11 protein-coding genes are annotated in these 11,870 nt (G+C 45.3%); 7 read left to right on the plus strand and 4 right to left on the minus strand.

What is annotated here, in order from left to right; genetic code table 11:
- Window positions 1-8: 8 nt before the first annotated feature.
- A complete protein-coding gene (locus tag NIAKO_RS07820; protein WP_014217873.1) occupies window positions 9-1,250 on the minus strand; it encodes an acyltransferase family protein in 1,242 nt (413 codons plus the stop codon).
- Window positions 1,251-1,419: 169 nt separating this feature from the next.
- On the opposite strand from NIAKO_RS07820, the gene NIAKO_RS07825 reads away from it, so the two are divergent.
- The 6 genes from NIAKO_RS07825 to NIAKO_RS07850 all read left to right on the plus strand — a co-directional run bounded on the left by NIAKO_RS07825 (window position 1,420) and on the right by NIAKO_RS07850 (window position 8,337).
- A complete protein-coding gene (locus tag NIAKO_RS07825; RefSeq protein WP_014217874.1) occupies window positions 1,420-2,406 on the plus strand; it encodes a pyruvate dehydrogenase complex E1 component subunit beta in 987 nt (328 codons plus the stop codon).
- 219 nt (window positions 2,407-2,625) lie between these two features.
- Window positions 2,626-3,198 carry a TetR/AcrR family transcriptional regulator gene (locus tag NIAKO_RS07830; protein WP_014217875.1) on the plus strand — a complete coding sequence of 191 codons (573 nt, stop codon included), beginning with the start codon at window positions 2,626-2,628 and terminating at the stop codon, window positions 3,196-3,198.
- Window positions 3,199-3,473: 275 nt separating this feature from the next.
- Window positions 3,474-4,742 carry a TolC family protein gene (locus NIAKO_RS07835; RefSeq protein WP_107685740.1) on the plus strand — a complete coding sequence of 423 codons (1,269 nt, stop codon included), beginning with the start codon at window positions 3,474-3,476 and terminating at the stop codon, window positions 4,740-4,742.
- 42 nt (window positions 4,743-4,784) lie between these two features.
- Window positions 4,785-5,888 (plus strand): HlyD family secretion protein, encoded by a 1,104-nt coding sequence (locus NIAKO_RS07840; protein ID WP_014217877.1) that lies wholly within the window; start codon window positions 4,785-4,787, stop codon window positions 5,886-5,888.
- A gap of 15 nt (window positions 5,889-5,903) precedes the next feature.
- Complete coding sequence (locus NIAKO_RS07845) at window positions 5,904-7,484, plus strand: DHA2 family efflux MFS transporter permease subunit (RefSeq protein WP_014217878.1); 1,581 nt, start codon at window positions 5,904-5,906, stop codon at window positions 7,482-7,484.
- A 16-nt stretch (window positions 7,485-7,500) separates the two neighbouring features.
- Window positions 7,501-8,337 (plus strand): universal stress protein, encoded by an 837-nt coding sequence (locus NIAKO_RS07850; protein WP_165761338.1) that lies wholly within the window; start codon window positions 7,501-7,503, stop codon window positions 8,335-8,337.
- 163 nt (window positions 8,338-8,500) lie between these two features.
- On the opposite strand, the gene NIAKO_RS39550 is transcribed toward NIAKO_RS07850, so the two are convergent.
- Together NIAKO_RS39550 and NIAKO_RS07855 are read right to left on the minus strand one after the other, a co-directional pair.
- The gene (locus NIAKO_RS39550; protein WP_014217880.1) at window positions 8,501-8,635 is read right to left on the minus strand and encodes a hypothetical protein; all 135 of its coding nucleotides are present in this window, start codon (window positions 8,633-8,635) and stop codon (window positions 8,501-8,503) included.
- Between the two features lie 119 nt (window positions 8,636-8,754).
- The gene (locus NIAKO_RS07855) at window positions 8,755-9,534 is read right to left on the minus strand and encodes a DUF4846 domain-containing protein (protein ID WP_041348207.1); all 780 of its coding nucleotides are present in this window, start codon (window positions 9,532-9,534) and stop codon (window positions 8,755-8,757) included.
- 71 nt (window positions 9,535-9,605) lie between these two features.
- Between NIAKO_RS07855 and NIAKO_RS07860 the strand changes: the two genes are divergently transcribed.
- Window positions 9,606-10,769 carry a sigma-54-dependent transcriptional regulator gene (locus tag NIAKO_RS07860; protein ID WP_014217882.1) on the plus strand — a complete coding sequence of 388 codons (1,164 nt, stop codon included), beginning with the start codon at window positions 9,606-9,608 and terminating at the stop codon, window positions 10,767-10,769.
- A 16-nt stretch (window positions 10,770-10,785) separates the two neighbouring features.
- Here the strand turns inward: NIAKO_RS07860 and NIAKO_RS07865 are convergent, their stop codons facing one another.
- Window positions 10,786-11,712 (minus strand): MerR family transcriptional regulator, encoded by a 927-nt coding sequence (locus NIAKO_RS07865; RefSeq protein ID WP_014217883.1) that lies wholly within the window; start codon window positions 11,710-11,712, stop codon window positions 10,786-10,788.
- Window positions 11,713-11,870: the final 158 nt, after the last annotated feature.

Below are 11,870 nucleotides of genomic sequence, written 5' to 3' on the forward strand. Positions count from 1 at the left end.
CTTGTAATTTACGCCATTTGAACGGCCGGTTGTAGTATTTCTGCTGATTTCTCCAATGGAGTTTCGCTTGTTTCAGCCGCTGGCTTCGGTTCTTTCTTTTTGGGTTTCATACCAAACAAAAACCGCGTAAGGGCGTAGGGTTTTATAAACAAATGATAAATGCAGGTTACCAGTGCAAAGGAAATGATAAAGGTGAACAGGAACTTGCTTAATACCGAATCAGGTGACTTCATAACATAAAATACCACAATCACAATAACCGTTTGATGTAAAATATAAAACGGATATACAGCCTGGTTAATATAATCCTGGATACGGTGTTTCTTGTTCAGGTAACGTTTACCATAGCCAATAGCGGTGAAGATCCATGCCCAGGCTGTGAAGGGGTATAAAGCTCTGTATGCATATATAAACCAATCGTGCCAGTTGTTAAAAAAGTGATCCGGTTCCAGGTTGTTCCAACGGATATAGTTAATAGCAACAATGCTCAGGAAGGCCAGCAGCAGGGAGGTACGGCGGTTTCTTTCCAGGCTGTCCATTAACACCGGGAAATTGATGCAGATAAAACCGGTGAGTAAAAACGAGATCCAGTACAGGTGGTGGCACCAGTCGTGTATAAGGTCGTGCGTTTCGGGGAATATCCGGTTCAGGGTGGTGAAAATAATAATAGCGGGCAGCATCAGCAGATAAATCCATTTTTTATTGGCCAGGCTGGTGAAAAACGACAATCGTTGTTTGCCGCTGTCGCTCATGATCCATTTGAACAAAGGCGCGAACAAAATGTCATATAAAAACAGGTAAACGATAAACCACAGGTGATGCCAGCTCATATTTCCTTTTGGATAAACGCCCGTGGTAAATATACTGGGGTAGAAGTGGAAAAAACTCCCTTTAAAGCCCTGGGTCAGCCGTTCCATATAGATCTGCGGGGGAACAATCACCAGCATTCCAAATACCAGCGGAATAAATAACCGCCGGAACCGGAGTGCGATAAAAGCACCGGTGGTCCTGCTTTTTAACATAAAATAGGTAACGGTTCCTGAAATAAAAAACAACAGTGGCATTCTGAACCTGCCCAGCCAGAAATTAAATTCCATCAGCAGGTTGCTGGTTTGTGCATTCTTGAGGTGCCATTCCCATTCAGACACGTACGCCATGGAAGAATGCAGAAAGAAAACTGCCAGAATGGAGGCAATCCTAAGCCAGTCGAGGTAGGCCTGGCGGTTTGAAGCGGTAGAAACTGGTTGCATATGGTTAATTTTCTACAAACCTAGTTTCCGGGGCAGGGGAGGTAAAATTACTTTGACGTGTGGACGTTTAGAAGGGGTGAAAAGACAACTTTAATTTATTGTTGCCCGGCAATTTGTTATTATGCTCGTCAACCAATACTTTTGCCGGGTTTTAAAAACTGAATACAGAATGGCAAGATCTATCGCATTTCGCGAAGCGCTCCGCGAAGCTATGAGTGAAGAAATGAGGAGAGACGACCGTGTTTTCCTGATGGGTGAGGAAGTAGCTGAGTACAATGGTGCTTATAAAGTAAGCCAGGGTATGCTGGCAGAATTCGGCCCTAAAAGAGTTATTGACACCCCTATTGCCGAGCTGGGTTTCGCCGGTATTGCCGTAGGTGCTGCTCAAAACGGTTTACGTCCTATCGTTGAGTTCATGACCTGGAACTTTGCCGTACTGGCATTGGATCAGATTTTAAACACAGCTTCAAAAATGCTGGCAATGAGCGGCGGCCAGATTGGCTGTCCTATCGTTTTCCGCGGACCAAACGGTTCTGCAGGCCAGTTGGGTGCCCAGCACTCTACCGCTTTTGAAAGCTATTACGCAAATATCCCCGGTATTAAAGTGATTTCTCCTTCTAACCCATACGATGCCAAAGGTTTAATGAAAGCCGCCATCCGCGATGAAGATCCTGTGATGTTCATGGAGAGCGAGGTAATGTATGGCGACAAAGGCGAAGTTCCTGAAGAAGAATACATTATCGAGATTGGTAAAGCCGATGTAAAGAAACAGGGAAGCGACGTTACCATCGTTTCTTACAATAAAATGATGAAGGTTGCCCTGGGCGCCGCTGCTGAACTGGAAAAAGAAGGCGTTAGCGCTGAAGTGATCGACCTGCGTACGATCCGTCCGCTCGACTGGCACACCATCCTGGAAAGCGTTAAAAAAACCAACCGCCTGGTGATTGTTGAAGAACAATGGCCTATGTGTTCGGTTTCTTCTGAAATTGCTTACCGCATTCAAAAAGAAGCGTTCGATTACCTGGATGCGCCCATCCGCCGCCTCACCGCTGCTGATGCGCCCCTGCACTACGCGGCTAACCTGGTTGACGCTGCTTTACCAACTGTTGATAAATCAGTTCGCCTGGTAAAAGAAGTAATGTACCAGAGAAAATAGGCAACGGGGCATAAAGGCAAAGTTGCATTTATATAAATAATAAGAATTGGCAACAGGAAAATGGCATTGACCATTCACCTGTTGCCAATTTTTTTTTGAGTCAATTTCCCGATCGTGAATGGTCAATGGCCAATGGTGTTCACGATTGCCGATTCACGATTCCCGAAAATATTTGTCGCAAAGCTTTTAACTGAATATATATTCATTTAAATTTGTGTCGTGAAACCCAGAGACGAGAATAAGATCAATGAAATTTACAAGGCTACCCTTAACCTGGTAAAGGTGACCGGGCTCGCAGGCATCACTATGCAAATGGTGGCCAAAGAGGCTGGTTTAGCCACCGGTACGCTGTACATCTACTTTAAAAACAAGGAGGCATTAATAAATGCCTTGTTCGATGTTTGTATCCATAGCTCGGCCAGTACCTTCTTCCACAATTACGATCCGGAGCAGCCATTTAAGATCGGCTTTCATACCATTTGGCTAAATATTGTGCAACGCCGTGTAAATCATTTCAATGAGAGCATTTTTATTGAGCAGTGCTTTCATTCGCCCTATATCGATGAGGAATCGAAGGCGCGGCTGCGCAAAATGTTTGAGCCTATGCTGCAGCTGATAGAGCGGGGTAAAACAGAACATTTAATAAAGAATATGGACACAGTATGGCTGCTGGCCTTTATGGTGGGCTCCATTAACGAAATAGCCAAAAGAACCATTTATTATAATATAAAATTGACCGACGAGATCCTGGAAGCCAACTTCCAGCTTTGCTGGGATGGCATTAAATCCTAAATTTTTTTACCCAATAAATGAATAAATATTCATTTATTGGGTAAGGATGGAGCAGGTGCCTGTTACCAGTTACCGGGTACCTTAATTGCAAGTAATTGATTATGTGTCTCTCTTGAAACCGGTAACCTGACCCCCCTGAAACCTGAACCCTGAAACCTGGAACCCGGAACCCGGTAATAGGAAACCGGTTGCTATCCCCTGTTAAAAGCCATTTTAGTATGAATAGAACTTACCAGAGTAGAGTCTTGTTGCTTTTCTGTTTACTGGGCTGTTGTATGTTCACAAACGCCCAGGAAAGTAAGCGGATAACCTTACAGGAAGCAATAGACCTGAGCATTAAGAACAGCAAGCAATTGAAACTGAGCCAGGCAAAGATCACCGAAGCGGTGGCCGCCACAAAAGAAGCTTCGGAAAGAAGATTACCCGATGTGGGTGTCAATGGCACCTATTTACGGGTAAACCATCCCAAACTGGATATTAAAACAGCGGCCGGCCCTACCGATAGCAATGCCATTTCACCGGGAAATATTAACCAGGCCTTTCTGGTAATGGCCAATGTTTCGCTTCCCGTTTTTGCCGGGTTTAAAGTAAAGTATGGCATTGAATCCGCTCAATTCCTGGAAAAGGCTGCCCAGCTGGATGCGGATAATGACCGCCAGGGAGTGATCCTGAATACCATTGCCGCTTACGTTAACCTGTATAAGGCCGGCGCAGCCGTACGGCTGGTAGACTCGAACCTGGCGCAATCACGCGCCCGCGATACCGATTTCAGTAACCTGGAACAAAACGGTACCCTGGCAAGGAATGACCTGTTAAAAGCACAACAGGAAACCTCGAACCTGGAACTCAGCCTGCTGGATGCCCAGAATAACCTGCAACTGGCCATTGTAAACATGAATCTCATGCTGGGATTGCCGGAAAAAGCGCAGCTGTTAACAGACTCCTCCAGCTTTGTTCCACCCACAACCGTAAAAACTATTGAAGAATATGAACAGCTGGCGGCAGAAAACCGGCATGATCTGAAAGCGCTGGATTACCGCCAAAAAGCAGCCCGGTCTGCTGTCAAAATAGCCAAAGGCGATTATTATCCTTCCCTGGCACTAACGGGTGGTTATGTGGCCGCTGATATTCCCAGGTTTCTGGTTATCACCAATGCGCTGAATGCCGGTATTGGGGTGAAGTATAGCCTGTCGTCCATTTGGAAAACAAATTCAAAAATAGCACAGGCAAAAGCCCGGGAAGTACAACTGCAGGCCAACATGGCTATGCTCGATGACAACATCCGGCTGTCGATAAACCAGGCTTACCTCAATTACCTGTCGGGCGTAAAAAAGATAGAAGTATACCACAAGGCGCTTGACCAGGCCACTGAAAACTACCGTATCAACAAAAACAAATACGCCAATAACCTGCTTACGTTAACCGACCTGCTCGATGCCGATGTGGCGCAGTTACAGGCGCGTTTAAACATAGCATTTGCACAGGCCGACCTGGTACTGGCTTATCAAACCTTATTGCAAAAAGCAGGTTTGCTCAATCAATAGCTTTTAGCACAAATCCTTTACGAAAAGGCATAACATCATTATATGGCAACAACTCAACAATCAGGCGCAGACGCCGCTCCTAAAAGGAAAAGCCGGGGTTTTTTAATTGTTTTGATCATATTAGTGTTGGCAGGTGGTGCATTTGGCATCAGTAAATACCTGCATGCAAAACATCACGAAGAAACCGACGATGCACAGGTTCAGGCCAACATTAACCCGGTAATACCCAAAATTTCAGGATATGTAACCGAAGTAAGAGTAAAAGACAACCAGCGGGTAAAAAAGGGTGATACCCTGTTATTGCTCGACGACCGTGATCTGAAACTGAAACTGGAACAGGCTGTAGCTGCCCTGGGAACCGCTCAAAGTAATCTCACTTCTGCCAAAGCTACTTCCGCTGCGGCACAAGCAAATATTGGGACGTCTGCCGCGGCGATCAGAGCGGCAGATGCCCAGATTGAAGCGGCCAAAGTAAGCGTTTGGCAGGCAACGCAGGATTATAACCGCTACGCCAATCTGATAAAAGACCATTCCATAACCCAACAACAATTTGAGCAGGCGCAGGCCAACAAGGAAAAAGCCGAAAAGCAATTGCAGGTTTTGCAGGAGCAAAAGAACCAGGCTGCCCGCCAAACCAATGCGGTGAGTTCGCAAAGCACCGCTACCGGTACCCAGATAAACATAGCCAACTCGGCTATAAAACAACGGCAGGTAGATATAGACGATGCCAAACTGAATTTGTCGTACACTGTGGTAACTGCTCCGGCAGATGGCATTACTTCAAAGATAAACGTACAGGCTGGTCAGTTTTTACAGGCGGGTCAGGCAACCTTCAGCATTATCCAGGACAACGACATTTGGGTAGTGGCCAATTTTAAAGAAACCCAGTTCCATGACCTGCGTATCGGGCAAAAAGCAATTATTAACGTAGACGCGTTTCCTGGTCATGACTTTGAAGCAACAGTTACTTCTTTTTCACCCGCTACCGGCGCCCAGTTTGCTTTGTTGCCACCCGATAATGCCAGCGGCAACTTTGTAAAAGTGGTACAACGCTTACCCGTAAAAATAGAGTTCAATAAACAGGACTCCCTGGTGAAACAACTGAAGGCAGGTATGAACGTGAATGTAGATGTGCTCCTGGATTAAGAAATAAGCATTAATATGGAACAACAAGGATCGTTGGTAGAATATGGCTCACGAAGGGTAATCATCACCATTACGGCAGTGTTTTGCGCATTGCTGGAGATAATTGATACTACCATTGTGAACGTGGCGCTCAACACCATGCGCGGAAGCCTGGGCGCTACGCTCAATGAAATAAGCTGGGTAATTACCGCCTATTCCATTGCCAATGTAATTATAGTACCCATGACCAGCTGGCTGTCGCAACAGTTTGGCCGGCGAAATTATTTTGCGGCTTCGGTTATCATTTTCACCGTTGCCTCTTTTTTATGTGGTAACTCAACCAGCCTGGTTGAACTGATCGTCTTCCGTTTTATCCAGGGCCTGGGTGGGGGCGCCCTGCTGGTTACTTCACAAACTATTATCACCGAAAGTTACCCGCCCGAAAAAAGGGCTATGGCGCAGGCCATTTATGTATTAGGTGTAATTGTAGGCCCAACGCTGGGTCCGCCGCTCGGTGGTTATATTGTTGACCATGCTTCATGGCCATACATTTTCTACATCAATATACCCGTAGGTATTATTGCCGCGCTGCTTACCCTGCAATATGTACGCAGTCCGAAATACGCCGGGAAACGCCCGGTAAGCCAGGTTGACTGGTTGGGGATATTTCTATTGACCGTCTCCGTGGGCGCCCTGCAGTACATCCTGGAAAAAGGCCAGGAAGACGACTGGTTCAACAGTAATCTGATTGTAACACTGACAGTGGTAGCCATCCTGGGTATTTATTGTTTTATCTGGCGGCAGATGGTATACAAATATCCCGTTGTTGAGTTGAAAGTATTACGCAATGGCAACCTGCGTATGGGAGTAATCCTGTCGTTTATCCAGGGATTTGGCCTGTTTGGGTCAACGTTTATCATTCCATTGTATACCCAAACTATTTTGGGTTGGGATGCCACGCAATCTGGTTTATTGATGATCCCCAGTACACTGATGGTAGCTTTTATGATGCCAATTGTAGGGCAAATGATCCAGCGCGGCGTATCACAGAAATATATGATCGCTATGGGGATGATCGTATTCTTTATTTACAGTTTGTTCACCTATAAGGTAATTACCCCCCAAACAAGCGGCGAGGATTTCTTCTGGCCCCTGATGGTGCGTGGGGTAGGGTTGGGCTTGCTGTCAGTGCCTATTTCTACCATGTCATTGTCAACTTTAAAAGGCGCTGAAATAGGCCAGGGCGCTGCATTATCAGGGATGATGCGGCAATTGGGAGGCTCGTTTGGCGTGGCGCTTATTTCCACCTATTTAACGCGGGATATGGTAGGCCACCGGAGTAACCTCATCCGCAACCTGGATATTTATGACCCGGCCGTGCAGGCACGCGTGCATGGCATTGCCGCGGGTATGCAGGCAAAAGGTATGGCATCCAATACCGCCACCAAAACAGCCTATCAGATACTGGAAGGTTCGGTAACGGTACAATCTACCATCCTTTCTTATATGGATATATTCCTGTATATAGGCTGCATGTTTCTTATTTGTGTGCCCTTTGTATTAATATTTATTAAACGCTCTAAAGCCAAAGTGAGCATGGCCGATGCCGCTCACTGATAAAGAGGAGTTCGTTATGTCTACAGTACTGGTAGTTACTAATTTTTCCGATGCCTCGCATAATGCGCTTGCATATACCTGTTCCCTGTTACAGAACACCCAGGCCCACCTGGTATTAATGAATATCTATGACTTTCCCGGCAACATGACGGGCGATGCCATTGCCATAGCCGCCATGAGCGAAATAATAGAACACGATGCCGCCCTGCTGGAGCGGGAATTCCAGTGGGTGCAAACCAATTATCCCGCTTTACAGGTAGATACTGAAATGGTGACCGGGGTTTTTCAGGAAGAATTACAGCGGAAAGTAATTGAATCAAATGCAGTACTGGTAGTGATGGGCGCCGGTGGCAATTATACCAACCTGCTTTCGTGGGATGCCAACATCATCAATAGCTTTATCGACCTGCCGGTACCCATGCTGGTGATCCCGTCAACAGTATCCTTTCGACCCATTCATAAAATTGCTTTTGCCTGTAACTATTACAGAAAGAATTTGCACGTACCGGTTTCAGTGATCCATAAACTGGTGCGTTTTACCGGCGCCTCGTTGTATGTGATAAATGTAGTGGCGCTGCAGGAGTTAATAACAGATGAGGCCTTGCACAACAAACACATTTTGCAGGAAAGCCTGGCTGATTTGAACCCGGTTTACTTTGAACCGGAATTTCAGAACGTGATCTCAGCAATAGATAATTTTACTTCAGCAGAAAATATCGATATGCTGCTGGTGATACCTACCCGCCATGGCATCTGGCACAATATCTTTCAGAAGTCGCACACTAAAGGACTGGTTTACCTCAACCATATCCCGTTATTATCGGTACGGCAGCAGGAGGAGTTTATACAATAGCTAAAAGGTAAAAGGTAAAAGCTGTCTTCGCTTTAGGCTTTAACCTTTCGGCTTTCAGCCCAATTCTTTATTTACGATCGTTATTCCCTATAAAAAAAGCTCCAAAATATTGGAGCCTTTATTGCTTGCTTTGGATATTAATACAAAGTTCTAATGAAATATTTTAGTGCATCAGGAACGAGCATAAGGTCAGCAGGCCAACCATACCTCCTAATATTAAGCCTCCCAATAATGCAAGTCTGGTAATTACTTTAGCCAACGACGGGGCATATTGAACATCTACTGCAGATGCCTTCATAAGTACGGATTTTGATGAATAATTTTTTTCTAAAGGATATGTGGCTACAAAATAATATGTATTGTTAAAGTTTGCAAGGTAGTTTTACTAAGGATTCCTCTTAGGAAAAAACGAGGTATTTACCATCGTCGCAGCTGACTGGTTGCGAATGTCCATTCTGGCGTGTAAATGAAAGAGTTATCTTTATCAACCCAATACCAGGGGCTTAATTTTCTATACAACGGGTCTTTCAGAATGTGAATATCCTGTGCCGGCATATAACTCTGCGCCAGCAGATATATGACTTTTCCGCTTTCATTCACGGCCATATCCATCACCATCTCCGCATGTCCCGGCGACCCGCCCTTTACCAGTACATCACCCGGCATTATTTTACTGAAATCATCCACGGGGTGTAATTGTTTTTCGAGCGAATAAGTATTGCAATGGCTGTATACCATTTCCAGGTAGCGTTGAAAATGTATGCTGTCTAATTTGCCGGGGCAGGTATATTTTTTGCCAGCGTTGTCCACGAATGAGATCTCGCTGTACCTTTTCTGATCGTACAGGTATTGCGCCCGCAGCCGCATTACCGCATCGGCGCATTGTTGCAGGTCTTTATCGCCAACAGGTACATCCAACACAGCATACTGGGCATCCTGGTTGATCTTGAGCTTGCCATTAAAAAGATGCACCAGCGTATCTTTTTTTATTGGTATTTTACGCAACCAGGCGGCAAATGAAACAGCGGGGTAGTTAATACGTTTAAAGCCTGCCGGCAGGGGAATCTCGCTCACCATGGCAGGCCTTGTATTAGTGTTTTGTGTAGTTTGTAGGGGAATATTTGCTTTTGTGGTTTTTTCGACGTGGGCAATGGGTAAAAACGGCAGGATAATTGTCATGAGGATGTTCCGTTTCATATTATTACATTTGATGACTTTTGGGATGAAAAAAATAGATTTTTCCATAGCTAAAGATTGTTAAAGCAACTATGTCAAACATTTTAATTATCGACGACGAAAAAGCTATCCGTAAAACACTCAGCGAAATCCTTTCTTATGAGGGGTACAAGATTGAAGAGGCAGGCGATGGGGAAGAAGGGCTGAAGAAATTTAAAGAAAAGGCGTATGATGTGGTGCTGTGTGATATAAAAATGCCCAAGCTGGATGGTATTGAATTCCTGGACAAGGCCCGGGAAGCCAATCCCGATGTACCGGTGATCATGATCAGTGGCCACGGTACTATTGAAACCGCGGTAGAAGCCGTTAAGAAAGGCGCTTTTGATTATATCTCTAAACCACCAGACCTCAACCGCCTGCTGATAACCATTCGCAACGCCATGGATAAAAACAACCTGGTTACCGAAACCAAGGTGTTAAAACGCAAGGTGAGCAAGGTAGAAGAAATGATCGGTGAATCGGCGCCCATTATAAAGATCAAGGAAACCATCGATAAAGTAGCGCCCACTGATGCGCGCATCCTGGTAACTGGTGAAAATGGGGTAGGTAAGGAACTGGTGGCCCGTTGGGTGCATGAAAAAAGCAACCGCGCCACCGGTCCGTTGGTGGAAGTGAACTGCGCGGCCATTCCCAGCGAACTGATAGAAAGCGAACTGTTCGGTCATGAAAAAGGCTCGTTTACTTCTGCCGTAAAACAACGCATTGGTAAGTTTGAACAGGCTTCCGGTGGCACTTTGTTCCTCGATGAAATTGGTGATATGAGCCTGTCTGCGCAAGCCAAGGTATTGCGCGCCCTGCAGGAAGGAAAGATCACCCGGGTTGGGGGCGATAAAGATATAAGTGTAGATGTGCGCGTAATTGCGGCTACCAACAAAGACCTGTTGAAAGAAGTGGATGATAAAAACTTCCGCCTCGACTTATACCATCGTTTAAGCGTGATTATTATTCACGTGCCTTCTTTGAACGATCGCCGCGAAGACATTCCTTTGCTGGTTGACAAATTCCTGGCCGATATCTGTGCTGATTATGGTATTCCCAAAAAAGGCATCGATAAAGAGGCGCTGGAAGGGCTGAAACAACATAACTGGACGGGTAATATTCGCGAGCTGCGTAACGTGGTAGAACGGTTGATCATCTTATCGGGCAAAACTATCATTCCCGATGATGTACATGCGTATGTAGTTCCTAAAAGATAGTTGATACGTTAACCTGTTAACTTGTTAACAGGTTAACTTCCTTTCCTTCTTTCAGAAAAGCCTTTTTCTCTTCTATTGTCTTCAGTAACCGCACATTCTTCAGGTCACAACTACAATGGCAGGCGTCTGCACCGGAAAACACAATTTCTTTATTGGGGAACAGGTCTGAGATATCTTTCAGGTACTCATGCATGTCGCATTTGTTCAGGTTGGGTATTACCAGGAAATACAATTGCGTAACCGGCTGCAAAGAACATATGGTCTCTAACATGTTCAGCGGCACATTCTTCCCCATATACAGGGTAGGCACGCCTTCCTTCTTCAGCATGTAATGCATAAACAGCAGCGGTAACTCCATACATTCGCCACCCGGAATATCATGGTGGTCTCCAGCAGGGGTAAATAACAATACCCTGCGGCCGCCGGTGTAAGGTGGTTTTTCCAGCCCATCAATGGCTACCATCGTCTTTTTTATAATGAGGGAACGCGCAAAATGCGCATGCGCCTGCATTACCTGGCCAGTCAGCCACAATACCCCTATCTTTTTCTGAAAGGGATACAGCACATTGATCATGCTTTTTTCAAATCCCGCATGCAGGATCAGATTATGCAGTATTTTATCGAACCGGGGTTGGTCCAGGTCGATGGAGGCTTCTGTTAATTGATTGATAAAAATTTCGTAGTTATCTGTATCTGGCTTTGCATCCAGCGCCAGTTTGGCCATTTCTTCGGGCGAGCAGCAGGCAATCTGTGAAATTTTATGACCCTGATTATAGAGGTACGCGATGCGTAACAGGTGCTTAAGGTCCTCACAATCATAGAAACGGTGCTTGCTTTCCCTGCGTTTGGGGCAGAAAAGATTGTAGCGTTGTTCCCATATGCGGAGGGTGTGCGCTTTAATACCTGTTAAGTTTTCAATATCCCGGATGGAAAAGAGATTCATATTAATGTAACAAAAGGTAAAATATTACAACTAATGCAACTGGTGAAATACTGTTCGTCATAAATAGCGCCATACGTACAAGGATAAACACTTTTTTTGGCAAATTGTTCGTTATTGCCCTGTTTCTGTGAGAATTAATATGGTATTTTTGCCCGGAA

The organism is Niastella koreensis GR20-10 (assembly GCF_000246855.1).
Lineage (GTDB): Bacteria > Bacteroidota > Bacteroidia > Chitinophagales > Chitinophagaceae > Niastella > Niastella koreensis.

What these genes read in the sequence shown, in the direction of transcription:
- NIAKO_RS07825 (WP_014217874.1), top strand. Translation starts at nt 1,420, where the DNA reads ATGGCAAGATCTATCGCATTTCGCGAAGCGCTCCGCGAAGCTATGAGT.
- NIAKO_RS39550 (WP_014217880.1), bottom strand. Translation starts at nt 8,635, where the DNA reads ATGAAGGCATCTGCAGTAGATGTTCAATATGCCCCGTCGTTGGCTAAA.
- NIAKO_RS07850 (WP_165761338.1), top strand. Translation starts at nt 7,501, where the DNA reads ATGTCTACAGTACTGGTAGTTACTAATTTTTCCGATGCCTCGCATAAT.
- NIAKO_RS07855 (WP_041348207.1), bottom strand. Translation starts at nt 9,534, where the DNA reads ATGAAACGGAACATCCTCATGACAATTATCCTGCCGTTTTTACCCATT.
- NIAKO_RS07840 (WP_014217877.1), top strand. Translation starts at nt 4,785, where the DNA reads ATGGCAACAACTCAACAATCAGGCGCAGACGCCGCTCCTAAAAGGAAA.
- NIAKO_RS07860 (WP_014217882.1), top strand. Translation starts at nt 9,606, where the DNA reads ATGTCAAACATTTTAATTATCGACGACGAAAAAGCTATCCGTAAAACA.
- NIAKO_RS07865 (WP_014217883.1), bottom strand. Translation starts at nt 11,712, where the DNA reads ATGAATCTCTTTTCCATCCGGGATATTGAAAACTTAACAGGTATTAAA.
- NIAKO_RS07835 (WP_107685740.1), top strand. Translation starts at nt 3,474, where the DNA reads ATGTTCACAAACGCCCAGGAAAGTAAGCGGATAACCTTACAGGAAGCA.
- NIAKO_RS07820 (WP_014217873.1), bottom strand. Translation starts at nt 1,250, where the DNA reads ATGCAACCAGTTTCTACCGCTTCAAACCGCCAGGCCTACCTCGACTGG.
- NIAKO_RS07845 (WP_014217878.1), top strand. Translation starts at nt 5,904, where the DNA reads ATGGAACAACAAGGATCGTTGGTAGAATATGGCTCACGAAGGGTAATC.